This window comes from Bacillus sp. SRB3LM (genome assembly GCF_015712745.1).
GTDB classification, from domain to species: Bacteria; Bacillota; Bacilli; order Bacillales; family Bacillaceae_G; genus Bacillus_A; species Bacillus_A thuringiensis_K.
In genome coordinates this window covers 1-22,589 of record NZ_VWVQ01000005.1, presented here as the reverse complement: position 1 = coordinate 22,589, position 22,589 = coordinate 1, and the positions used below count along the sequence as shown (strand labels likewise).

The window sequence follows — 22,589 nt, the reverse complement described above, 5'->3', positions numbered from 1 at the left end:
ATAATTACAAAATTACACAAAATCCAATCCATGTAAAAATGAAGTTAGATCGAAACACTTTGGTATTAGTATTATTTTTAATATTAGTGGTTACAGTAACAAACTATAAGAATCCTGAAGTAAGTGACTACCTAGGAATTGCTTCTACAATAATTTTAGCTATAGCGCTTGTTATTAATTTAATTTCTTTATGGAAAAAAGGTAGGGACGAAAAATGAGTATGGACTATAAAATAAGTCGTGAAGAAATAGAAAAGTTAGTTAACCAAGTAGTTTTAACAGCAAATGAAACCGTAAATTTATTAGGTGTCACAACCCAAAGATTACATGTACTTGTAAAACAAGGGCGAATTGTTCCTATTAAAGTAGTTGATAGGGTTTCGTTGTACTTTCGTGAAGATGTAGAAAAACTGGCTGAAGAATTAGGGCAATTAAGAGAAAAATATCGACCATATGAATAATTTGAAAGCCAACTCTTTTATGAGTCGGCTTTTTGGTTGTTATGTAGCTAGAATTTACTTTTAGATAATGCTTTTAATATAGGGTTTATAATTTTACTCAATAAACGAAATGCGTTAAAGATTGAACGAATAACTTTCATAAGATTAACGTCCCCTCATTCTCATACCTTATAAGTCTGAGATTTTCTTTACTTCTTTTTCTTTGGCTTTAAAGTCCTTTTTATATTGTTTAAAGTCATTCCGGTCGACTCTAAACTTCTCACCAGTAGCTACATTTTTTACTAAATACGTTTTAGCTGTAAGTTCTTTTATTAAGAACCAAATTGCGAATAATACAAGGGATATTCCTAATGTGAAAGGAATTAATACTATTGCAGAAACAGTTATTATAAGTTCTGCTTTTGAATCAGCTCTTTTTAAAATTAATCTATCCCCAGCAGCGGCTTCAGATTGTTGTAATTGTTGCATACGTTGTAAGGATGCGACTGTATCATAACTCATGACATAACCTCCCGATAAGTAATAAAATCATTATATCAAACATTTGAGATGTTGGTATTATTTATCAATATTCAGTTCGAATTTATGTTTTCCCTCCACATAAATTTCATAAGTCAATTATTGATAAAGTATTAGTGGATGGTTCACCGCAATATAAAGTGAAAAACTCAAAAATTATTGTCTTCTATATTAAAGCTAGTTGAACATATGTAGAGGTACCGTAAAATAAAAAGCCCTTCTCGAATGAGAGGGCTTTGCTATTTTATAAATCAAATTGAACTTGTTGACCATCAGTAATCGTATCATACGACTTTTGTTGGTATGTTGAACTTGTAATGAATTTGACATTAGTAATATCTTTTGGATCTCCATTAAAGAACAAACCTAGGACACGTTCTTGTTTAACTTTTCCAAAGTATTCAAAGGAAGTGTTTTTTTCTGTAATAAAATTGCGATTTGCTTCTAACTGTTCACCATTATTTAGTACTACCTTATCAAAATTAAGGAAGTTAATATTTTCATCTGAGGTATTTTCCACTGTGTAAATAACTTGAATATAATTTAGTTTTCCATCGTTAGTGGGTGTTGTTTGATAGACTTCTTTAGCCTCAGTCAACATTTGTTCTGGAAGGTCAGATAGTTGAAATAGCTTGATGTTTTGAACAGTCATTTTAATTGGAGCTACATCAATAGTTTGATTAATTTCTTTAATTTTCATTAGCTCAATAACTCCGCCTTGAGCATTGTATTTTTGCTTTTCTCCAACTTTAGTTAGTACTGTTTTTTCGTTAGTTTTCGAATTGCTTTCTTTAATACCTTTTTGGTTTGAGGCAGTAGGTGCACTCTTTTCTTCTGTTTTTTCTTCTGAGCCACAAGCCACAAGTGCTAGGGAGAAAAATACAGAGACAAGTAATAATAGATACTTTTTCAAATTAGTTCCTCCTAAAATATATTGCGATATTAAGTATAACAGATGTACGTTGGTTTTATAGGATAAAATTAGATTTACAGGGAAAATATTCTTAAATATAGTTGACTTAAGTCAACCTAAGGTGTATAATAAGAGTATAAAGAACAGGAGGTGAACAAAGTGGATTGGTTAATAATCTTAGGAACGCTAACAGCAATCGCAACATTCTTTTCCCAAGTATCAACAGTTGTTAAAAACAGCGTAGATACATACTACAAAATCAAAGAGGAAAAAGAAAAGAGTCGCTCCCGCCAAGAAGTCGACTCCGAATAACACCACAGGGGAGAGCAATCTCCCTTGTAACTAAGATTATAACACATTCCATATAATATGATGAAAAAGTTTATTTGGACGAATATTCCCGTAATTTTGATTTTAGGATTTATCTTAGCAATACTGGATTATGATAATTTAAACACATGGGGCTATGTCTTAATAGTATTTAGCATAATATCGTTTTTGCTAATGATAGTAAATATAATTACTCTCTATATAAAGGAGAAGAAAAATGTATAACTTTGAATCTAAGGAAGAACTAATAAAATTCGTAAATGATGAAATTGTGAATACTTCAGAGGCATTGGAGATTTTAGAGTGTTCGAGGCAGAATTTAAATAAGTTGGTGAAGTCGGGGACGTTAGTGCCGATTAAAGAGATGGTTCGAGATAGGTTGTTTTTTAAAAATGATATCCTAAATAGGAAAGAGCGGATGAAAAAGTGAAGAGGTTATAGTTTTTATGAAAATAAAAAGTAAAAGGTACTATAATTCGTAAAAACTGCTTATGTTTTATAGTACCTTTTAATGAGTAAACAAAAATTAATAATGAACAAGTTTGATTCTATTGTATATAAGAAGAACTATTCAATAGAATTTAGTATTCATCTAATATGAATTATATAAAAGTAAAGAAGTGACATTGTATATGAAATGGATTAATATGTTTAATATAAGAGAATACTTAATATACAAGTTTTTTTATTTTGAAAGGAGTGATTCTAATGATGCAATTAAAACTATTTGAACTATTGGATAACGAAGAAACCCTAAACAAATTATTGGGAATTTTTGGGCGTGAATCTGTTGTTTCTTTTTCAGATAAAATCATTGGAATCAATTATGACTATGGCGTAAATAGTTATATTGGTGTGTTACAGAAGGTAAGGGGATTAAATTTAAGACAATTGATTGTTACATCATCTTCATTTATAAATATGATTGATTTTTGTGTGAAGGAAGATTTATTTATAAATAATATTAAATTTATTTATCCCGTTCCAAAAGAAAATATTGAGTATGTAGACGATTATCTTGAAAAAATTAATGCAGCATCTGGATCAGAGAAGAGAGCATTAAAAGTAAAGTTGTTTAAAGAAATCGATTGGATTACCTTTGATGAATGTATAGATGTAAAGTCTATTTCAATTCAGATGCAAGGGGTTGATTCTCCTATATATATAGATGTTGAGTTGTATAATAATGGTGTTTTATTGATAAATGATGAACATGTTATTGAAAATGTAAAAGATTTACTAAATAATATTTTTTAATAAGGATAATAATTATGATAAAATCATTGGTTGAGTGGAGAAAAAGATCGTTAAAATTTCTAACTATATTTAGCCCCCTAATAACAATATTTTGTGTATATATATTTGGAATAGATTTTGCAGGGTATATTTCTAAGTTGTCACCAACTCTTTCTACTGAATTGCAAAATAAACCAACATTAAGCTTTACGATGAACTCTGCTATTGTTGTTATTATAATAAGTGCTGTTATTGAATGGCTAAAATATCCTGGCGAATTTGTTATAAAAATAAAAAATAATAGTAGAAAAGAAGATAGTTACTTTGATATTAGGAGTGACCATAGACCTATAAATGTTCATATGGATTGTGAATTTAAATTTAAAAATAAGCTATTACATTGGCTTGTTAACATTCTCGGTGGACTAACTCTACAATGTAATTTTCCGCATTGGATTGATTATAGGGTTGAGAATCAGAAGGATTTGAAAACTAATGTGCTAGTAGAAGAAAAAGAAGAGTTCCGTATAGACATCGGAGAGGCGCTACAGAAAAACATTATTGATTCATCTTTATATGTGAAAATATCTATAATGTCTAATGCGTTTGATGTGAATAAGGGATATATCGTACCAAGTATTCAATTAAAATCAGATTCAAAGTGTAAAAGATTTTTTCTTTATATAATAATGTTATTGTTTTTTGATATTAACATTACTAATTATAAAATTGAATCTAGAAATGATATATATTAGGAGGGGATAATAGTGATGAGTTTTTCAATATTTAGATTCCACAATTATGTGAGTTTAGATGGATTTATTGAAACGCTAAGAGGGAATCGCGAAGTTATAAGAAATGTTAGGGGATGGGAGACGGATGCATTAAGGTCCGAAGTGAGAGAAGTAAATGGGTTCAACTTGTTTGAACACGAAACTATTCAAATTGAAAATGACCCTATCCAATACATATTTTTTGAAGCTTATACAGAAAGAAAGAAGAACCAGGAATATTGGTATAATCCTAATGGTAGTTTGAAGGAAGATAGAGAGGAACGGATAAATTCATATCAATCCTATGTTCTAATATTTCAACTAAATGAAAGTATATATGGAATTGTTTTTTCAGGTATTAATAGGGCTAAAGCAATAGTAAAAGATACTTTTACAAATGAGACATGGGGAAATGTTGAGCCAGTTGAAATTGAAGTTACAGAGGATCTGTTGTATTGGATATTTAAACGTTATATTGATACTCCAAGAGAATCATTGTCAACAAATGATCAAGTATTTGTAACAGCGTTAGAAAGTTATATGGGTAAAACTAGAGATAATGTAAATGCGATGAGGGGAGAAGGGAGTAGAATATCCACAATTCTCGGTACATTAGCATTTTTATTCAATAACGAAAACTTAAAAGCCATTCGTCCAGCAATTCAGTATGGTAACGAAAGAGTTTTATTAGAAATAGGATTAACAGGAACCTTTAAAACATGGTCTAAATCATATCGCGGACAACACTTTAGAGCTTTAACTGGCCAAAGAAAAGAAAATGCAATTGCAATATTTATTTTTTCTAAAATAATTCCCTTATTGATTGCGTGCTATGAAGAAAACAAAAGACATAATCAATGGTCACCACAATTAAAGGTTGATTTCGTACGAAGGTTAGGTACCATGATTAGGGATGAGGTAGACAGTGTATTAGAAAATATTGAACTTGAAAATGCGAACCCGCAAATTGTAGAAGAAATCTTAGATGAAGAAGAGTTTGAATTAGAAATTGATGATGATGATGATGAAATATAATATTTTATTGTAATTATATTTAATTAGTCTAATAATCTTATGTATTCGGAAAAGTGATGGATCGATATGAGACATCGCTTTTTTGAATATATTTTAATCTAAAATAATCATAAATTATATGGAGAATATGCTAAGGTTTGAAGTTATACTTCACCCACAACCCCACCCACAATTCACCCACAAAAGTAAAAAAAGTGATGAATCACTATGAAACATCACTTTTATAAAACCTTGATAAATCAACGTTTTCGGCACGATTTAAAACTTGATGAATCCAGAGGATATATTTAGAACGCAAGTTCACCAATGGGAACGCGACCAATATATGTCTCTTTACTAAGAGGCTCAAACCCTTGACACACAACGTGTTGAGGGTTTTTTTATTTTGTGGGTAAAACACTTTTATTTGAAAGAAGAGTAATCCACCCACAAAACACCCACAAAAAAATCAAAGTTACCCCAATACATTATTCATATAAGCTTCAAACTCCGAAATAGAATCTTTATTAATTTTGTCGCTAATATGAGAGTAAACGTTAGAAGTTATTTCTATACTCTTATGTCCCAGTCGATCTTGAATGTATTTCATACTTGCACCAGACTCTAATAAAAGAACCGCGTGGGTGTGCCGTAATGAATGTATTTCTAATCTAGGTAAATTTGCTTTCTTAAGTATGCGTGAGAATGCATTGAACAATGTTGACTTCGGTAAGAACTTTCCATCTACTCTTGAAAAGACTAAATCTAATTCATGTTCATACGCATCTTGTAAAACAAGCTTATTAGCATTTTGCCACTTTTTATGTGCTAGCAATTCATCGACTAATGATTTAGGAATCATGATAGTACGTTTAGAAGTAAATGTTTTTGTATCTCCAAATAATTCTTCTTTTGTTTTAGCTGTAAAATCCAATGTTTTAGAAATAGTAATAGTATGTTCTTTTAAATTTATGTCTTTCCATTGTAGAGCAGCAGCTTCACCTTTACGCATACCAGTATTCAGAAGTGCTTTGAAAAAGATGTAATAAATATAGTTGTATTGATAAGAAGTCTTTAGGAAAAGGGGAATGTCTTCACTTCGCATGTATTTTAGCCCTTCTCTTTCTTTGTTGTTCTTATTTGAAATAACTACTTCTTCACAAGGATTGTTTTCGATTTTTTTTAAACTAACAGCTTTTTTCATAGCATTGTTCATTGTGCCATGGATAATTTGAACCGTTCGCTTACTGTAACCCTGATCAGTTAAGGAATTAATAAATTTTTGATACATCATTGGTTTGAGTTCTTTTAGGTTCATATTCTGAAAGTAGGGGATGATATGTTTTTCGATATTACGTTCATGCAAGATAAAAGTGTTTTTCCTTACATTGTCTTGCTTAAATAATTTTAGCCAGTCTTTAAGGTAATGTTTTAACGAAGTAGGAGTAATTTCAACTTCTAAACCGTTTAATAATTTTTTCTCTTCTTCAGCGGCCGCAAGTTGTGCTTCTTTTTTTGTCTTAAATCCACGTTTTGATTTCTCTTTGTATTTTTGAGTATAAGGGTCTTTAAATCTTACTCGGAATTCCCAAACATCTCCGAATTTTCTGAAGCTAGCCATTATAACATTCCCTCTTTCCTTATAATTGTAAAGTGGCTAGATTACTCATCCAACCACTTCACAGGAGTCTCTTTATAACCTGAAACTTCATATTTTATTTCACCATCAACAATATGGATTTTCTCAACGATAGGGACCTTTTTAAATTCTACTTGTTTGATGGTGCGTTTCTTTCTTTTCTCTCGTTCGGCGTTTAAATCAATAATCAAAATATCTTACCTCCTTTAGTAAGGCTTATAAAATTCTAACAGTTCAACTGGAATGTCATTTTTGTATGCTATACATGCTTTTGTATCACCTGGTTGAATGGTCTTTTTATCAATTAACAAAAGCGCAGCAAACGTATTTGCTTCTATCTCTAATTTATCAACTGAAAAGAATGTATTCTTACGCAGAAAAGGCGTGTTTGCATGAGTATGTAGGATTGCATGTCCTAATTCATGTGCACAAACAGTTCTTTGCATGGATGGAGACAAATGATTATTAATAACAATGAAACGATTTCTTTTTTCATATTTATAAAATCCGTTTATTTCTTCATGTAAATCCCAAGTTAGTACATTTATCTTTAAACAATCAGCAAGCTCATAGGGGTTTGTCGTGTTGTATTTTGTGCAAAGTTGTTTGACTAGATCTCTTATGACGAATTTCAATGTTTTCCCTCCTAAGCTCGCATCAGTTATCGTCGGTATTACGATATTTCTTAGGAACGTATTTTTTGTTGATTACTTTTGTTTGTTTCACGATGTACTCCATTGCATCTAATAAAGATTCTACGGCTTCTTCACTCATAGGCTCGCCAGAGAACATTAATCCGTCTTCGCCTTGAAGATCTTTTTTTATTTCTTCCATTCTTTTTGCTATGTCTTTTTCATCTTTTGAAGTAAGGTTACCTGTTTGGGTGGCGCCATCTTCAGTAAGTAATAAATTAATATCAATATCTAAAGCGGAAGCGATTGTTCTTAATGTGTCTAAACTAGGATTGTATCTTCCGCTTTCAAGATCGCCTAGATAAGAGCGTGAGATATTAGCTTTCTCTGCTAATGCTTTTTGTGTCATTTTCTTTTCTTTCCGGTATTTTTTTATGTTTATTGATACATTCATAAGGCTTGGTTCCCTCCTAAAATGTCGGTATTATCGACCTTTATAAAAAGTTTAATGCAAAAATGACGGAAAAACAATGAAAAATCTATTTACAATATGACGGAAATACCGTACAATGAGTTTTGTAAGGCGGTGATTAATTGATGGAACATCATGAAACACTGGGGATGATAGTCAAAAAAAGTCGTCAAAATAAAAACTTGCGACAAATTGAAGTATCAAAATCAGCTTCTATATCTAGGAATTACCTTTCCGATATTGAGAATGACAGGTATACCCCTAGTCTAAAAACTTTTATAAGGTTAGCTTCTGTTTTGGAGTTAGACCTTAATTTATTGACAAAAATGACGGAAATACAAGTTAATAAGCGTGAGGAGGATTCTAAATGTACGATCAGTTAGCTGTTGTGGAAGAGGAGTTTTCATTAAGAGTTGTAAATCAAAGTGGCAAATTATTAGTTGATAGTAGAGAAGTCGCAAATATGATAGGTAAACGTCACACAGATTTATTAAGAAGTATTGAGAATTATATACAGATTTTAGAAAACGCAAAAATGCGTTCTCAGAATTTTTTTGTAGAGGACAATTATACAACTGAAGGTAATAACAAAGCTTACAAAAAATATCTCTTAACTCGTAAAGGGTGTGACTTGGTAGCAAATAAACTAAACGGTGAAAAGGGCGTACTTTTTACTGCTACATATGTTACGCAATTTGAGGAAATGGAGAAGCGAATTCAAGGGGAACAAGAAATGCTTGGAAACACTTATAGTCAGATTAAATTGCTAGCAACAGGAACAATAGATTTAAATAACAGAGTTACATCTTTGGAAGAAAAAATTGAAACGCAATTAACTATTGATTACGGTCAGCAACGTATTCTGGAAAAAAGTAAAGCCAAAAGAATCTACTTCTTATGGGGAAACGAGCATGTAGATAAAGAAGTATATGACTCTACTCGCAAGCTATTCGGATTACTAGGACGTAATTTAAAAGATGCATTCAATGTGAATAGTTATAGGGACATATTGAAGAAGGATTTCGAGGAAGCTTTGAATTTTATAAACGGTTGGAGACCAATGGTTTAAAAATAAGGAGGGAATAATTATGTTCAATGTTCAAATAGATGAAAATGTTGTGAAGGAATTATGTGTGGAAGAAATTCAAAAGAAGGTTAAAGAGTACGATGCGGAGTTAGCCTTTTGGGATACTAAGGAGCTTAAAAAACGTGTATGTATGTCGTGGAATACAATTCAGGATCAGTTTTTCTTTGACCCACGCTTCCCAAAATTCAAAGTGGGTAAGAAATGGTATTTCCCAGCAAAACAAGTACAAGCATTTTTAGTTGAATGGGCAGAGGAAAGGATGGATTAATGATGTTTACAATTGATTACAACAATGTAAAAGTATCTGATTATCTTAGACTACTAGCACATTATAAATTACCAAATAAAAAGCAGCGTCGATTAATAGAGAATAGGTTTGTATGTCTAAATGCTCTTTTTAAAAAGGCTGGTGAATCTAGTGGGAATTGAAAATTTAGTGTTACCCGAGGATGCGGAGTTAGCGAAATCCTTACGTAATAAGAAGGAGAACTACATAAAGAATCAATTTTTGTTAACTCGTATTGCAAGTAAGAAAAATGTAGAGGGTAAAACGAAAGAATTCTATGAGGCTTGTAAAGAGTATGAGGCATGTGGAGAAAAGGCAAAAGAGTGTGATAAGCAATTAAAGGAATTGATATTTAAAAAGAAAGAAAATGATAGAGTTCAGCACGTTGTAGAGCGTATGCGAGAGGTTGGCATTAAAGAGGATGTTATTCAAAAGGTTTTGTATAAATAAAAAGAAACCCATGGCAGTGGGTTCCAATAAAAAACAAAATCGAAATTAGTATATCACGTGGGGCGATTACATGGAAGAGTCAACAGAAAATCAATTATTAAAAAAGCAGGTTGAAACGGCTGTAAGTAGCTTGAAACTTATATCCGCAAAGGAAGCAGATACCTGTAGAAAGTTAGATATAGATTATGTGATTACCGTATTAACTAATAAACCGTATGGCGGTATGCCATTTTAGGAGGCTATAAAACTATGAAACTGTACGAATTAACAAGTAACTTCAATCAATTACAGCAAATGATTGAGGACGGGGCTGATCCAGAGGTAATTAACGATACACTTCAATCAATCAGTGAAGCAATTGAAGATAAAGTACAAGGTGCAGCGTTATTGATTCGCAATATTGAAGCGCAAGTTGAAGTGATTAAAGGAGAAGAAAATCGCTTGGCTGAACGTCGTAAGTCTTTTGAGAACAACTGTAAAAATATTAAGGACTATTTATATCATCAGATGGTTGCTGTGGATAAAAGACGTATTAAAGGTGCATTGATAACAGTAGGTATTCAAAAGAATCCAGCAAGTTTAGATATTGCAGAGGATGCGGTTATTCCAACAGAATACATGATTCCACAGAATCCGAAGGTAGATAAAAAAGCATTATTATTAGCGATTAAGAATGGTATGAAGTGGGATGGTATTTCATTAAAACAAGGTGAGAGTGTGAGAATCCGATGAGTGAAACTAAAAATTACTTTGCAGAATTAGCAGTTATTGACGTCAGTAAACATGTTGAGAAGAAGGGACGTTTTAGTTATCTAAGTTGGTCATGGGCTGTAGATCAACTACTAAAAAAATATCCTGATGCCACATGGCAAGTTGTTAGGTTTGATGGATTACCTTATATGAAAACAGAAGTTGGGTACTTTGTAGAAGTTGAAGTAACGGTAAATAACATCACACGTTCGCAAATTCATCCTGTATTGGATAACTATAATAAGCCAATCGCAAAACCTACATCATTTCAAATAAACACGTCGATTCAAAGGTGCCTAGCAAAAGCTATTGCACTACATGGATTAGGCTTATACATCTATTCGGGTGAAGATATTCCACAAGATGATGAACCAAAACAAGCAGCTAAGCAACTAGATAACGTTCCAAAACAGGAGCAAGCTAGACAGGCAGAGGTTGCAAATGAACAAAGAATAAAAGCAATTCATGTGCAAATTAGAGAGTTGTCGGAAGTATATAACATGTCATTTGAAGAAACGAAAAACACTGTAAAACAGTCATTAGGAATTCAATCTTTCAAAGGAATGACAGTGCAACAAGCATCTCAGTTACAAAAAACAATAACATCGTGGTTAAACGAATCAAAAGAAAAGCAACAGCAAGCACAATAGGTGGGTGACTGAAATGAAAACGATAGTAAGAGATGGTTCAATGCCAATAGCTTTGAATAGAGGCTTAGGTACTCGGTATTTACGTGATAAAAGGTTATCTGAATTGCTTAAGCGCTGTCGTCGTTTAGAGAATGAAGGGTTTGATTACTTATTTCCTATTCGAAAGGTGTTAGAAACAGTTAAACATAGAAATGATGAAAATCCTCATCTGTTTAAAGGTTGCCTTGTGATGGATCGTGACCGTGGATTCTATTATGAAGTTGTTATGAGGAAGGTGAAGAGATGAGTAATTTATTAATTCATGAAGAACCATTACTTGTTCTTCCAGGTTTAGCAAGCAGAATTGGTTTAAATGAGGCTATATTTCTACAACAGATACACTATTGGTTAAACAGATCTAAGCATTTTTATGATGAAAGAAACTGGGTATATAACAGTGTGGCAGAATGGGTTAAACAATTTCCGTTTTGGAGTGAGAACACCATTAGACGTATTGTAAAGAATTTAGAGGATGAACAGCTTCTTGTTATAGGTAATTATAATCGAGCTAAGTTTGATAAGACGAAATGGTATTCCATTAATTATGAAAAACTCCGTTTGTTAGAATCCACAAACGATGTACCCAACTTGGGTAGACGGTTTACCCAAAATGGGCAAATGGATGTACCCAATTTGGGTAAACCAATACCAGAGACTAACACAGAGACTACATCAGAGATTAAAGAATATATAGTCGAGATAGTAAACTATCTCAACGACGTGTGTGGTAGTAGTTACCGTTTAACATCTAAGAAAACACAAACATTGATTAAAACTAGATTAGTAGAAGGATTCACCGTGGATGACTTTAAAACTGTGATTGATACAAAAGCTAGAGAATGGCTAAGGACGGAACAAGCAAAGTACCTAAGACCAGAAACGTTATTTGGTACAAAGTTTGAAGGCTATTTACAACAAGGAAAGGTGGAAGGAAAACATGGCTCTAGTAAAGGTAACAGATATAGCAAAGACCCTTTCGAAGAAGATGATCTTCCTTTCTGATACATGTGAGGTTTGCAAAAAAGAACGAAAACGTACTGTTAGATACATGAAGATAAATGGTGAAGTAGTTTGCCCGGTATGTAAGTTGGCAGAAGACAATCAAAAACTAGAAGCTGAAATGAATGTATTTCGAGATGAGAAGGAACAGAGAAAACGTAAGAGTATGTTTTACGATAAGAGCTTGATTAAAGATGAAACAATTAAACTTGCTAGATTCTCAACTTTTAAATCTGATTGTGAAGAGGATGAAAAGAATTACACCTTAGCAAAACGAGCACTTGAAGATTACTTGGATGATGTGAGGTTTAATTTAATTCTAGTTGGAAAAGTGGGTGCTGGTAAAAGTCATCTTGCCTATTCAATTGCTCATGAAATGAATGAGAATAGCGCAGGGACGGTTCTTTATGTTTCTGTATCAGAACTATTTGACTATATACGTTCTACGTTCAATGGGCAATCCGAGGAGTCTGAGCATAGCATTGTTAATTTACTAGTTAGTGCAGATTTATTAGTGATTGATGACTTAGGTGCGGAACTAGGTGATATGGATGCAGCGGATCCAAAGGCAACTGCATTCGTGAATCGTGTCCTGTTTAAAGTCTTTGATGGAAGACAAGGAAAGAAAACAATCGTCACAACAAATCTAACAGGTGAAGCTGTGATGAAAGCTTACGACGAACGTATTACGTCACGTATGTTCAATACATACAGGCATATTGAGTTTAAGTTTACAAGAGATAAGCGGAAAAGAAAATTACCTTTTTAAAAGGGAGACGAACTAATATGACCATTACTGTAATTCGTCCTAATGTCCATATTTCAAGCGTTAGTAGTTGGGGGATGGTATTTACACCATCTCCGACAAATAACGCTGAATGGTCATGTGAGGACTATAAAAATACAACGGGAAAACGGATTGAAGAAATGTTAAAGAAAGCGAAGGGGAAAGAATGAAAACATATACAGGATTTGAAGCGATTGAAAGAATGAAAACAAATTGGATTAAAGAAAAAAATGATTTTTTTGCACATACATTAAAAAAAGGGAAACATGAGGTTTTAGGAATTAGTAGTCAGCGTATTGTACCATCTGCAATCGGTATGAATTTCTTTTTTGAAAACGAGTTTGTAGATTATGAAAAGCCATTGAATTTAGAGTACGGCGAAATGTTTGTAATGGAAAGCTTAAATGGGAAATGGTATGGGATCTTAAGAGAGGAGACTAAGGACAAATATTACTTAATTATGGGATTAAAAGTTGGTGAGTATCGTTTCTATGAAGATGGATGCTCCTTTAAAAAATATCAGGGACGTACATTCCGAAAGGCAACAGATGAAGAGTTAGAAGAATTTGAGCGTTTCATGATGTTTTATAAGAAGGATCGTAAAATGGACGAGTTTAAATTAGGTGACATTTGTGAACGAGAAGATGTCCTTTATAAAGTAGTTGTTCAGACTGAGGATAATAAATTTGAGGGTGTTTTAGGTTGTGTAGCAATTAATGAAAAAGATACTCCAGTAAAATACTTTCCAGTGAAAAGTATGGAATTACAATTTTGTGTCGAGGACATGGTGGGGTAGTTTTGCATCAACACATCATAGATCAACTGATTAATAGAGGTATTTATAAATCCAAGGACGGGCTTCGAGATTTGTTCGAATGCTCGTTTGAGGAGTTAGTGGAAATGTTGGAGGGAGAAGAGTGAGTTTTAAAAAGGAAATGGCAATCATTTTAGTCAGCTGGCTTTTAATCGGTGTGACTATATTCTTACTAAAATACAAACTTGGAGTGAACTTATAATGATTCAGTTACACACAATTACATCTGAAGAGAAGAAACAAAACTTTGATATTACAGAACTATTTGAAATGCAAAAAGAACTGGATAAACGAATTGGATATAAAGGAAATGACAAAATGGATATGTTGTTTCGTGCATTACTAGTGGAGATCAGTGAAGCATGGAATGAAACTCGAGCGTTTAAGATGTGGAGTACAGGATTTGGAGTTCCTAAGAATGGACTATTAGAAGAGTTAATTGATGGTCTTCATTTTCTTATGAACATTGTAATTGAGTTAGATAAATGTACATGGAGGCATGAACTTATTCCATCGTTCAGTATGCAATCAATTATGAGAAAAGATACAAGTAATGTAAATATGTTGTTCGAATGGTATATGCAAGATGTGTTGACTGCAAAAAGGGCATGGTGTCAGTACAGAGATTTAACTACAACAATGGGACATTTAAGACGAGCATTTGGAATCTTCTTTCGTATTTGCTATTTGTATGGATTTACCTACGAGGACGTTATTGATTCGTATAAGGAGAAGAATGCGGAAAACTTTGAGAGACAGGATAACGGATATTAATTAACTTTGAATTTTATAGAAAAGGTGTATACGGGAAAAAGCGTTGATTATTAGTAATTAAGATTGTTTATCAAGATTTATAACAAAAATTTTATTTTAGTAGGAAATAAGAATTAAAAAGTGCAAGAGCTGTAAAAAACAAAAATCGTTACTCTCCTATAGGAAAGTAACGATTATTGCTAAAACAATTCCGGCAAGAGCCTTCATTGTCTTATAGGAAATTTTGATGTGAATTTCCATAAAAACACCCCCTCTTTACACTTTTAGCCTATCCTTGAGTAAACCCAAGAATAGAAATAAGTCTAGAGGATAATATGAGTATATCATCTGGAAGAAGCTTTAACTACTAAAAAACAAAAAATTCTAAAAAAGTGGGTAGAGTATGAAAATGCTAGATCTATGTTCTGGAATTGCAGAAATAAGTATGGCAGCGGATTGGGTTGGGATTGAAACAGTAGCCTTTTGTGAAATAGAAGAATTTAATCAAAGCGTACTTAGAAAGAACTATCCTAACATTCCTATTTTCCCGGATTTATATAAACTTACGAAACAATCATTAATAGATGGAGGTGTTGACGTTGATTCAATTGGAGTTATTTCAGCAGGATATCCCTGTCAGGGGGAAAGTCTTGTTGGGAAGCGAAGAGGTGCAGAAGACGAAAGATGGTTATGGCCAGAAGTCTTCCGACTTATTAAAGAACTCCGGCCCACTTGGTTTGTTGGAGAAAATGTTGCTGGACACGTCACGATGGGCTTGGACACCGTGCTCTCCGACTTGGAAGAAGAAAACTACTCGACAAGGACGTTTGTATTTCCGGCTGTCAGTGTCGGCGCGCCGCATCAAAGATACCGGACATTTATTGTTGGCCACTCCAACGACAAGTCAAAATTACAAACCGATCCGAGAGTTGTGCCCTTCAGAAGCAAATGGGAAACATGGGAAAACACTACCGGGATCAATCGGAGAACACTTTCCAGAACATATTGGGAAGAAAATCAACCCGCGATTTGTGGAATGGATGATGGGACTGCCACAAGATTGGACGAAGATAGATTGAGGTTTCTGGGTAATGCTGTTGTACCTCAGCAGATTTATCCAATATTTGAAGCGATAGTAAAAATTGAAGGTTTATTATGAAAAACTTGTCTAACGAGGTTACAAATTTATTAAGAAATGGAGAATTTAAATATGGATGTAAAGCTACTAGCACATACGCAATTATCTGAGGAATTTGTTAATTATTTATCTCTTGTATCCGGTGTTGGGGAGGAAGGGTTTGATCCTACTCATGGACAAGTGGTAGCCTTATCAGCAATTCGTACGTGCTACTCGCCAAATAAACCTAGTAGGATCGTAGATTTAGAGGGTGAGAAGTACTTTAAAGGAAAAGCAACTGATGGAAAAGGTGGAAAAGAAGTAGATCGGCTCATTAGACATATTGTAGGTTCGGGGCATACTTCAACACTGGAGCATCTAACATATACCTTCGCAGTAGAAGGAGTTAGCAGAGCATTACTTACACAGTTAACACGTCATCGTGTAGGATTCAGTTACTCAGTCCAATCTCAAAGGTATGTACGCATGGGAAGCGATGATAAGATAGGTGGATTTGATTTTGTAGTGCCTGAAACGGTTAAAGTAAAAGGAGAACAAGTAGTTAAAGCTTACAACGAAATGATGTACAAAATACAAAGTGATTATGATTTGCTTAGAACATTAGGAATTCCTGCTGAGGATGCTCGCAGTGTACTGCCAAACGCAGCAACAACTAATTTAGTCTTAACAGTTAACTTGAGGGGACTTTTAGATTTTTATAATAAGCGTCGAAAAGGGAAAGGTGCTCAAGCTGAAATCGCAGAGTTGGCAGAGCAATTAAGGCAAGAAGTTGTAAAAGTTGAAAAGTGGGCAGGCGAGTTTTTCGGAAGTGGAAAGTAACAGAAGCCTAGCAAGATTACAAATAAAAGAGCAGCTAGCAAAAGTTAACTGCTCATCTCCAGGGGAATTGGAGACTGGTGTATCTATAGTATTGACGGAATATTTATTTTAAATCCAATTTACTTAAAGTAAACATTCCAACAGATAAAATGGCTGCACCTACTGCAGAACCTAGCCAGTCTCTCCAGCCTAATGTATTTAAATGTGTATCTGTTAAATCCATAATTAAGAAGATAGCAAACATTAACATACCGAATGCTAAGCATCCCCAAAATGTTTGTAAAGATTTAATTACCTTTTTCCGGAATTTGTTCATATAAATCATCCTTATTAATGCTTTGTATTTTTATAAATAAATTATTGCATGTACGAAAATTGAAAGTACAGAATATACAAAATTACATATTTTGATAAGGCGGCTATAGTTACATTGAAAAGTCGATTGTATAAACAAACTGGTTATAGAGTAACTGTGGATGTTGTGTATGAGATAGCGAAAAGGTTATAAAAAAAGACACTAACAGGAGTGTCCAAATTAATTAGATATATATCTTTCAGCACGGGTTGGTGCTTTTTCTCGATTTACTTGCGCACTTAATTTAATCAATAGGTCACGATCTATAAGTAATACATCATTTGCGTGTGCTAATTTACGTGCAGGTTCTGTGAAATAGTTATTAGTTACAACCCAAGCATGAGCAGCGTCGTAATATCTTTTAGCTCCAACGACTTCTTGTACTGATTGAATACCGACTTTATTTTTATAGCGTTTTGCTTGTACAACGATTTTTGTACCATTATTTTTTAAAACCAAGTCAGCTCCAAAATCACCAGAACCTTTGGTAACTTCTGTTTGGTATCCGAGTGATTGGTATAAAGAACTTAAGTATTCTTCGAATTGTCGGCCATTCATTTGATCAATTTGATTAATACTAGATTGGCGAAGTTGTTCCATATAAATCTTTTGAGCTTTAAGTTGTTTTTTATGCTGAAATATCAGAAAGATAATAAATAATGCAGGAATAAGCATTATGGGGGAAGTTAAAATGTGGATTAGTATCCCAATAAAAAATACAAACAAATTAGTACATCTCCTTATGGTTACATCAATATAGTCATTAATAACATTATACAAAACTTACTTGTTTAGAATAGATAAAAATTGTAACAAAATAATTTTTTTAAAGAAATGGAGATTTATAAATGGGGAAAAGTCAAAGAGATAAAGGAATGAGACGTGAAAGAGAATTTGCTAGTTTAATAGGAGGTGCTCGTGTACCGCTTTCTGGTGCGATGGACGGGTATTCAAATGATGTGAAGGGTTTAGGTCTTGAATGGGAAGTAAAAGCGAGGAAAGAAGGATTCAAGACGTTATATAACTGGTTAGAGGATGAACGTGAACAGCCAGATGCATTAGCGATTAAGGCTGATAGAAAACCGTGGTTAGTAGTTATGCCGCTGGATACATTTTTGAAAATGGTGAAGGAGTGAGAGTATGTTGGATATTGCCCTACCTGTTCTTAATAAAGAGCAGACGAAAAAGAATGTGCTTCAGGCTTTGAAAAAGTATCATCTATTTTTATCAAGTATAGATGAAAGGAATATAGAGCGTGTACAAGATGGTAAGGTGATCGGCATGAGTAAAACAGTTCTAGAACGGATTAACTATATTCTAGAAATAAGAAAAGGTGTAGGGAAGCTGGATGCGTGGGATAAGCAACTTATTGAGTTAGCTTATCTAGGGAAAGAGAAGCCTAGTTGGGTAAAGATGTGTAGGATATTGAATATGTCACAGCCAGATTATTATAGGAAGAGAAATAAGGCTTTGTGTGAATTGGCTTATAGGTTGGGAATTGAGGTAGAAACATGAGAACCGCTTAATATAGCGGTTTTTTATTTTTTGTTGTATATTTTTATATGTGTATATATTGTTAAAATTTTATGTGCCCATTTAATTAAATAGAAAGGCGAGAGGAATGGAGTTTTATTATGAGTAAGAAGGTTATTCAGGAAATCTTGGAGGAAGTTTTAGATGAAGTACGTGATGAAGTTAAGTTTGAAGTTAGAACAGCTGTTAAAAATATAGCAAAAGAGTTAGTAATAGCTGAGGTTAAAAGTCTTAATAAGGATATTAAAGTGAATGAAGTCGAAAAAGAGCCGAACGAGCCAACAAGGAAAATGAGTATAAGAGGTTTTTTTGTGAATAATTTATTTCCAGTTTTATTAGCTATATTTTTATATGTAGTTATAGTTTTTGCTTATTTATTGGGTACTAAAGAAATATTTTATTTTATAATGTTAAATATTAATATGACAATAGGTAATAAAGCTCTATTGGCGATGTTCTTTTGGGTATTATTTAGTTATTGGGGATTTGTGGTTGCTATCAATTTGTATAGGCTAAAACAAAATCCAAATACGACTTTTCTTTATGGGATTTTTGAGATTGGCTTAGGATTCTTAGCATTATCAATAGGGGGATTAAGCTTTATAATTGGTCCTATTGATTTTTTTGGTATAAATGAAAAATCCTTATTTGGTTTTTATGCTAGTTTATATGTAATGGTGAGAGGATTAGAAACTACGAAAAAACATTATGATCATTTTAAAAGAACATCTAAAAGGGTTGAAAGAATCTTTAATAAAAGAAGGTTTTTGGAGCGTGTATTTGATAAGGTTTTAAAATATAAATAAAAGATTTAAAGAGACTGCTGTTTTAGGGATAGCAGTCTCTTTTATTGGGAGAGAATTTATATGGGACAAGTTTTGAAAGAATACTTTTCACCAAGTAAGCAATATAAAGTTGAAATAATAAAACGAAAAGATGGTTTATATACAACAGAAGTTTATAGGTGGATGGAGGATTGTGGATATGAGTTTTGGAGTGCTATGTCTAGGGGAGTAACTTTAATAGATAATGAGAAACATGCACACGGGATAGCTATTGAGCAATTGAGGGCGTATTCGGGTGAGTAGGCTTCTACAATTAAATCACATGGATGCCGCATGTAATAGAGTCACTTATGCAAATAAAGTCAAATAGAATTTTAGTTAAAATTATTGAATGCTAACACTGAAGAATTTGTATGGGATGCGATGTTTTTTATTTTGTGATAGTATTTTTTGTAGAAAAAAATGTATATATATGTTTTATATTTCTAGTTAAGGAAGGTAAAGTGACATGGGAGAAAAAAATTGGACAGATAAAGATTGGAAATGGCTAGTTGGGATTTTGATTGGAATTATTATTGTTATACTTTCGTTGTGGTTTGCTAAAACAAAAGGGATGGAAACGAATTTTTCTATCATGTCAAGTGCAGTATCGATTGCTTTGGGTTCAGTAGCAATTTTTATTGCGCTAAAACAAGATAGTGACTCACAGAGACTGAATCAACAAATGCAAAACACATTGAAGACAATGGAGTATAAGATAGATAATGTTGATCAAAATGTTAAAAAGTTAGATGTTGAGAAGCTAGAATCAGTAATTAGAGAGAGTGTGGGGGATTTTGTAAAAGACATTGGGGCGGGTACACCTGAAAAACAATTAGATCCCACAAATGAGCAATTGCAACAATTGTTAGAAGAAGCAGTACCATATTTAACACAAGATATCAGCTCTAAAATAAATAATGAATCTAAGATTTTTTTAGAAGATCTGCCATTACAGAGAGGCTTCAGGAACAAAGTCACAAGTGAATTGGTATATGAATTGTTAGCTGATGAACCTAAAGGATTGAGTTTTACAGAAATACATCAAAAAATTAGGAATAACACCAAAAAAATTATCCATAAAGTTTTGTTGGAACAAGCTTTGAGGGTGTTAAAAGATACAGGGAAGATTGAAATCGAAAAGATTGGTAATGAAACCATTTATAAAATTAAGAATATATAAGGATTGTATTTTAGTACACTTACAGCAGTTATTTTTATAAAAAGGAGAACTACTCATGCAAAATGAATTAGAAAAATTATTTTTAGAAACTAAACATATAGATAAAATGATCAAAACTGCAAAAGTTGTGGTTGATACAAATGTTTTGCTATCAGCTTATCAAACTAAACCAGTTACATTTAAAGCTATCTTAAAAATGTTAGAAGAATTAGCTGAGGCAAAACGTTTAAAAATCCCCTCACATGTTATATGGGAATTTAATGAAAATAGACCTGAACGTATAAAAGATATAGCTTGTAACCTACAAGATTTCATAGGTAGCTTAGAAAAGATTTCTAATATTACAACTCCAAAAAAATTAAATGAAATCTTGCCTGCTATAGATGTATTGGAAACTAGTCATATAGGAGAAGTTGTCCAATCTCAAGAAATTTTAAGGGAGAAACTCAAAGAAATTAGAAAAGTAGGAACGGATTTTAAAGCTGAATTACAAAATCTTGTTTCAAAAATGAGTAACTACCTAGATGATGATCCAATCCTTTTTAAATATAAGGAAATATTGGAAAAGGCATATTATGAAGGAGAAGAAATTAATGAATCTCGGTTAGAAGAGTTGGGTAAGCAAAGATTTAAAGAAAACATACCACCAGGGTTTAGAGATAAAGCAAAAGGGCTAAATAAATACGGGGATTTAATCATTTGGTTACAAATCTGTCAAATTAAGGATGATGTGATTTTTATTACATTTGATAATAAAGATGATTGGGTTTATACAGATAATAAGAAAAATGTCTTAGGGGCTAAGAGGGAATTAGTTCAAGAATTTTATAAAGAGACTAACGGAAAAACTTTAAAGATATTACATCCAAGTAATTTTATAGATTTATATACAGAAGGAAAAGTTTCAACAGATGTAACGGATGAGTTGAGGGAATACAAAAGTTTCGTAACAATGCCTGCTGGTTCTGGTAAAACAGCAGCTCTCTGGGGTAGAGCTTTTTCTAGTATTCGAAAACAAGAAATAGATAAATTGAAGGAAGATTGTTTTTATTATGAACATGAGATTCATGGCTATTTGGAGTTAATACGTAAAAGTTCTGCAGAAGAGCACACGTACTCCGAATTAAATATGCAGTTTGAATTATTGAGAAAAGAAGACCTTATGACATTACCTGAATTAGAGAAGTATTTAAAAGAATTAATAGGATTTTATGAGGATATTAGGTACATATATCTAAAATATTTTAACCAAGATGAAGAGAAGTAATATGTAATTTGTTACATAAGATTCATTAATTAAATGATTTTTTTGATAAAAAATTGATAAAAAATGTTAGTAGTGTACCTGTATCATTGGAAATGTAATAAGAACTGCCACGGAAATGGTACTGTATGTTGTTTCTTGATTTATCTAAATTTCTCGGGCTAGGGCAATTAATTATAGTTTACTCACGAATAAACGTAAGTAAGGGTCCGACCAACGGGGGAGAGGGTTACACCTCTCTTTGAGCCGAGGATGTTCCTTCCGAATGTCCAATTGCTAATCATACTTTCCTCGGTTCAAAGAGGCGTGGGGCACCTCAACACTTTATTTCTCTCTTGAACTTTACCAAACTAATTAGAAGCATCAGCTACACTTACCGATTTGTGTCTATGAGGAACGGTTTTCCGTTTCTCTGACTGTATAAGTGGAATTCACTTGTGTAGTGAGAGAAGCGTAGAAATTAAATATGAAAGTAATAAAAGAACACTGTTATGTAGAGAAGCACAGTCTATATACGGTGTTCTTTTTTGTTTATAAGGAGGGATAGGTTATGCAGGATTTGATTAAACAATATAATACGGTTTTAAAGCAATTGAGAGAAGCGCAGAAGGATGCTAAAGAGGAAGATGTAAAGATTCTCACTGATATGATTAGTGACATTTCTTACTCCTTAGAATGGATGAAAAAGGCGAGAAGACCGGGAACTCGTAGAGGGGTTGAAAGGTTAGCTGCATATCAGAGAGAAAGAGCATGCGATCCATTGCTGATGCAAAGATATTTTGACCTGGTCAAGAAAAACTGGAACATGAAATAGATTATGCAATTGATTTTGAATACTGATACGGAGTCATTCCATTTAATGATGAGTGC

At 32.9% G+C, this 22,589-nt stretch carries 37 protein-coding genes and 2 pseudogenes; 31 read left to right on the top strand and 8 right to left on the bottom strand.

The annotated features are described in order from the left end of the window. Nucleotides 1–220: 220 nt before the first annotated feature. A complete protein-coding gene (locus tag F3I02_RS04150) occupies nt 221–460 on the top strand; it encodes a MerR family transcriptional regulator (RefSeq protein ID WP_033690498.1) in 240 nt (79 codons plus the stop codon). 168 nt (nt 461–628) lie between these two features. Here F3I02_RS04150 and F3I02_RS04145 read toward each other — a convergent pair whose 3' ends face one another. After that, entirely contained in the window at nt 629–961 is a 333-nt protein-coding gene (locus F3I02_RS04145) for a hypothetical protein (RefSeq protein WP_049106735.1), read from the bottom strand. A 113-nt stretch (nt 962–1,074) separates the two neighbouring features. On the opposite strand from F3I02_RS04145, the pseudogene F3I02_RS33785 reads away from it, so the two are divergent. Beyond that, nucleotides 1,075–1,164, top strand: a pseudogene (locus tag F3I02_RS33785) (N-acetylmuramoyl-L-alanine amidase); the annotation flags it as partial. A 59-nt stretch (nt 1,165–1,223) separates the two neighbouring features. Here F3I02_RS33785 and F3I02_RS04140 read toward each other — a convergent pair. Next, nucleotides 1,224–1,892, bottom strand: coding sequence for a hypothetical protein (locus F3I02_RS04140; protein ID WP_078400394.1), 669 nt, complete (start codon nt 1,890–1,892; stop codon nt 1,224–1,226). Nucleotides 1,893–2,051: 159 nt separating this feature from the next. On the opposite strand from F3I02_RS04140, the gene F3I02_RS04135 reads away from it, so the two are divergent. From F3I02_RS04135 to F3I02_RS04115, 5 genes are all read left to right on the top strand, one after another. Further along, nucleotides 2,052–2,204 carry a hypothetical protein gene (locus F3I02_RS04135; protein WP_167514902.1) on the top strand — a complete coding sequence of 51 codons (153 nt, stop codon included), beginning with the start codon at nt 2,052–2,054 and terminating at the stop codon, nt 2,202–2,204. A gap of 235 nt (nt 2,205–2,439) precedes the next feature. Beyond that, on the top strand, nt 2,440–2,652 hold the full coding sequence (locus tag F3I02_RS04130; RefSeq protein WP_196477684.1) for a DNA-binding protein: 213 nt from the start codon (nt 2,440–2,442) through the stop codon (nt 2,650–2,652). A gap of 278 nt (nt 2,653–2,930) precedes the next feature. Further along, complete coding sequence (locus tag F3I02_RS04125) at nt 2,931–3,479, top strand: hypothetical protein (protein ID WP_196477683.1); 549 nt, start codon at nt 2,931–2,933, stop codon at nt 3,477–3,479. A 14-nt stretch (nt 3,480–3,493) separates the two neighbouring features. Beyond that, the gene (locus F3I02_RS04120) at nt 3,494–4,213 is read left to right on the top strand and encodes a hypothetical protein (protein ID WP_061689931.1); all 720 of its coding nucleotides are present in this window, start codon (nt 3,494–3,496) and stop codon (nt 4,211–4,213) included. Nucleotides 4,214–4,228: 15 nt separating this feature from the next. After that, nucleotides 4,229–5,266: a hypothetical protein gene (locus F3I02_RS04115; RefSeq protein WP_230876775.1), complete on the top strand. Its 1,038-nt coding sequence runs from the start codon at nt 4,229–4,231 to the stop codon at nt 5,264–5,266. Nucleotides 5,267–5,720: 454 nt separating this feature from the next. Here the strand turns inward: F3I02_RS04115 and F3I02_RS04110 are convergent, their stop codons facing one another. From F3I02_RS04110 to F3I02_RS04095, 4 genes are read right to left on the bottom strand one after another with little or no spacing between them, the layout of a single operon-like run. Continuing rightward, complete coding sequence (locus tag F3I02_RS04110) at nt 5,721–6,866, bottom strand: tyrosine-type recombinase/integrase (protein ID WP_098839032.1); 1,146 nt, start codon at nt 6,864–6,866, stop codon at nt 5,721–5,723. Between the two features lie 41 nt (nt 6,867–6,907). After that, nucleotides 6,908–7,075 carry a hypothetical protein gene (locus F3I02_RS04105; RefSeq protein WP_042510924.1) on the bottom strand — a complete coding sequence of 56 codons (168 nt, stop codon included), beginning with the start codon at nt 7,073–7,075 and terminating at the stop codon, nt 6,908–6,910. 15 nt (nt 7,076–7,090) lie between these two features. Next, nucleotides 7,091–7,519, bottom strand: coding sequence for an ImmA/IrrE family metallo-endopeptidase (locus F3I02_RS04100; protein ID WP_196477681.1), 429 nt, complete (start codon nt 7,517–7,519; stop codon nt 7,091–7,093). Nucleotides 7,520–7,541: 22 nt separating this feature from the next. Further along, nucleotides 7,542–7,970, bottom strand: a complete 429-nt coding sequence (locus tag F3I02_RS04095; protein WP_196477680.1) for a helix-turn-helix domain-containing protein — start codon at nt 7,968–7,970, stop codon at nt 7,542–7,544. A gap of 143 nt (nt 7,971–8,113) precedes the next feature. Here F3I02_RS04095 and F3I02_RS04090 point away from each other — a divergent pair, with 143 nt between their 5' ends. The 17 genes from F3I02_RS04090 to thyX all read left to right on the top strand — a co-directional run bounded on the left by F3I02_RS04090 (nt 8,114) and on the right by thyX (nt 16,560). After that, a complete protein-coding gene (locus F3I02_RS04090) occupies nt 8,114–8,371 on the top strand; it encodes a helix-turn-helix domain-containing protein (RefSeq protein ID WP_098204353.1) in 258 nt (85 codons plus the stop codon). After that, nucleotides 8,356–9,057, top strand: a complete 702-nt coding sequence (locus tag F3I02_RS04085) for a Rha family transcriptional regulator (RefSeq protein ID WP_196477679.1) — start codon at nt 8,356–8,358, stop codon at nt 9,055–9,057. Before F3I02_RS04090 ends, F3I02_RS04085 begins: the two co-directional genes overlap by 16 nt. Before the next feature lie 19 nt (nt 9,058–9,076). Beyond that, nucleotides 9,077–9,343: a hypothetical protein gene (locus tag F3I02_RS04080; protein ID WP_000483547.1), complete on the top strand. Its 267-nt coding sequence runs from the start codon at nt 9,077–9,079 to the stop codon at nt 9,341–9,343. Then, nucleotides 9,343–9,504, top strand: coding sequence for a hypothetical protein (locus tag F3I02_RS04075; RefSeq protein ID WP_000971661.1), 162 nt, complete (start codon nt 9,343–9,345; stop codon nt 9,502–9,504). Before F3I02_RS04080 ends, F3I02_RS04075 begins: the two co-directional genes overlap by 1 nt. Then, nucleotides 9,494–9,811 (top strand): hypothetical protein, encoded by a 318-nt coding sequence (locus tag F3I02_RS04070; RefSeq protein ID WP_000510717.1) that lies wholly within the window; start codon nt 9,494–9,496, stop codon nt 9,809–9,811. The genes F3I02_RS04075 and F3I02_RS04070 overlap by 11 nt, the downstream gene beginning before the upstream one ends. Nucleotides 9,812–9,881: 70 nt before the next feature. Next, entirely contained in the window at nt 9,882–10,046 is a 165-nt protein-coding gene (locus tag F3I02_RS04065) for a hypothetical protein (protein WP_196477678.1), read from the top strand. Between the two features lie 14 nt (nt 10,047–10,060). Beyond that, nucleotides 10,061–10,543 carry a siphovirus Gp157 family protein gene (locus tag F3I02_RS04060; protein ID WP_196477677.1) on the top strand — a complete coding sequence of 161 codons (483 nt, stop codon included), beginning with the start codon at nt 10,061–10,063 and terminating at the stop codon, nt 10,541–10,543. Continuing rightward, the gene (locus tag F3I02_RS04055) at nt 10,540–11,211 is read left to right on the top strand and encodes a DUF1071 domain-containing protein (protein WP_196477676.1); all 672 of its coding nucleotides are present in this window, start codon (nt 10,540–10,542) and stop codon (nt 11,209–11,211) included. The genes F3I02_RS04060 and F3I02_RS04055 overlap by 4 nt, the downstream gene beginning before the upstream one ends. Before the next feature lie 13 nt (nt 11,212–11,224). Then, nucleotides 11,225–11,497 (top strand): hypothetical protein, encoded by a 273-nt coding sequence (locus F3I02_RS04050; protein WP_000849731.1) that lies wholly within the window; start codon nt 11,225–11,227, stop codon nt 11,495–11,497. After that, entirely contained in the window at nt 11,494–12,252 is a 759-nt protein-coding gene (locus F3I02_RS04045) for a conserved phage C-terminal domain-containing protein (RefSeq protein WP_196477675.1), read from the top strand. The genes F3I02_RS04050 and F3I02_RS04045 overlap by 4 nt, the downstream gene beginning before the upstream one ends. After that, complete coding sequence (locus F3I02_RS04040) at nt 12,188–13,018, top strand: ATP-binding protein (RefSeq protein ID WP_196477674.1); 831 nt, start codon at nt 12,188–12,190, stop codon at nt 13,016–13,018. The genes F3I02_RS04045 and F3I02_RS04040 overlap by 65 nt, the downstream gene beginning before the upstream one ends. 17 nt (nt 13,019–13,035) lie before the next feature. Further along, on the top strand, nt 13,036–13,206 hold the full coding sequence (locus F3I02_RS04035; protein ID WP_088065475.1) for a hypothetical protein: 171 nt from the start codon (nt 13,036–13,038) through the stop codon (nt 13,204–13,206). Continuing rightward, nucleotides 13,203–13,832 carry a hypothetical protein gene (locus F3I02_RS04030; RefSeq protein WP_196477673.1) on the top strand — a complete coding sequence of 210 codons (630 nt, stop codon included), beginning with the start codon at nt 13,203–13,205 and terminating at the stop codon, nt 13,830–13,832. The genes F3I02_RS04035 and F3I02_RS04030 overlap by 4 nt, the downstream gene beginning before the upstream one ends. Further along, nucleotides 13,808–13,957 carry a Fur-regulated basic protein FbpA gene (locus tag F3I02_RS04025; protein ID WP_308018387.1) on the top strand — a complete coding sequence of 50 codons (150 nt, stop codon included), beginning with the start codon at nt 13,808–13,810 and terminating at the stop codon, nt 13,955–13,957. The genes F3I02_RS04030 and F3I02_RS04025 overlap by 25 nt, the downstream gene beginning before the upstream one ends. A 94-nt stretch (nt 13,958–14,051) precedes the next feature. Continuing rightward, nucleotides 14,052–14,624, top strand: a complete 573-nt coding sequence (locus tag F3I02_RS04020; protein WP_078206683.1) for a dUTP diphosphatase — start codon at nt 14,052–14,054, stop codon at nt 14,622–14,624. A gap of 382 nt (nt 14,625–15,006) precedes the next feature. Continuing rightward, nucleotides 15,007–15,762, top strand: coding sequence for a DNA cytosine methyltransferase (locus tag F3I02_RS04015; protein WP_196477671.1), 756 nt, complete (start codon nt 15,007–15,009; stop codon nt 15,760–15,762). Nucleotides 15,763–15,813: 51 nt separating this feature from the next. Beyond that, a complete protein-coding gene (gene thyX, locus F3I02_RS04010) occupies nt 15,814–16,560 on the top strand; it encodes an FAD-dependent thymidylate synthase (RefSeq protein ID WP_196477670.1) in 747 nt (248 codons plus the stop codon). 103 nt (nt 16,561–16,663) lie between these two features. On the opposite strand, the gene F3I02_RS04005 is transcribed toward thyX, so the two are convergent. Together F3I02_RS04005 and F3I02_RS04000 are read right to left on the bottom strand one after the other, a co-directional pair. Next, nucleotides 16,664–16,876, bottom strand: coding sequence for a hypothetical protein (locus tag F3I02_RS04005; protein ID WP_196477669.1), 213 nt, complete (start codon nt 16,874–16,876; stop codon nt 16,664–16,666). 219 nt (nt 16,877–17,095) lie between these two features. Next, a complete protein-coding gene (locus F3I02_RS04000; protein ID WP_196477668.1) occupies nt 17,096–17,515 on the bottom strand; it encodes a restriction endonuclease in 420 nt (139 codons plus the stop codon). 248 nt (nt 17,516–17,763) lie between these two features. On the opposite strand from F3I02_RS04000, the gene F3I02_RS03995 reads away from it, so the two are divergent. From F3I02_RS03995 to F3I02_RS03965, 7 genes and pseudogenes are all read left to right on the top strand, one after another. Beyond that, nucleotides 17,764–18,051 (top strand): hypothetical protein, encoded by a 288-nt coding sequence (locus tag F3I02_RS03995; RefSeq protein WP_000520472.1) that lies wholly within the window; start codon nt 17,764–17,766, stop codon nt 18,049–18,051. Between the two features lie 4 nt (nt 18,052–18,055). Next, the gene (locus F3I02_RS03990; RefSeq protein ID WP_196477667.1) at nt 18,056–18,430 is read left to right on the top strand and encodes a DUF1492 domain-containing protein; all 375 of its coding nucleotides are present in this window, start codon (nt 18,056–18,058) and stop codon (nt 18,428–18,430) included. Nucleotides 18,431–18,549: 119 nt separating this feature from the next. Beyond that, complete coding sequence (locus F3I02_RS03985) at nt 18,550–19,254, top strand: hypothetical protein (RefSeq protein WP_196477666.1); 705 nt, start codon at nt 18,550–18,552, stop codon at nt 19,252–19,254. A gap of 60 nt (nt 19,255–19,314) precedes the next feature. Further along, nucleotides 19,315–19,536: a hypothetical protein gene (locus F3I02_RS03980; RefSeq protein ID WP_196477665.1), complete on the top strand. Its 222-nt coding sequence runs from the start codon at nt 19,315–19,317 to the stop codon at nt 19,534–19,536. Nucleotides 19,537–19,741: 205 nt separating this feature from the next. Next, nucleotides 19,742–20,455, top strand: a complete 714-nt coding sequence (locus F3I02_RS03975; RefSeq protein WP_196477664.1) for a hypothetical protein — start codon at nt 19,742–19,744, stop codon at nt 20,453–20,455. 55 nt (nt 20,456–20,510) lie between these two features. After that, on the top strand, nt 20,511–21,722 hold the full coding sequence (locus F3I02_RS03970) for a PIN-like domain-containing protein (RefSeq protein WP_196477663.1): 1,212 nt from the start codon (nt 20,511–20,513) through the stop codon (nt 21,720–21,722). Nucleotides 21,723–22,269: 547 nt separating this feature from the next. Further along, a pseudogene (locus F3I02_RS03965) lies at nt 22,270–22,518 on the top strand (sigma-70 family RNA polymerase sigma factor); the annotation flags it as partial. Between the last annotated feature and the right edge of the window lie 71 nt (nt 22,519–22,589).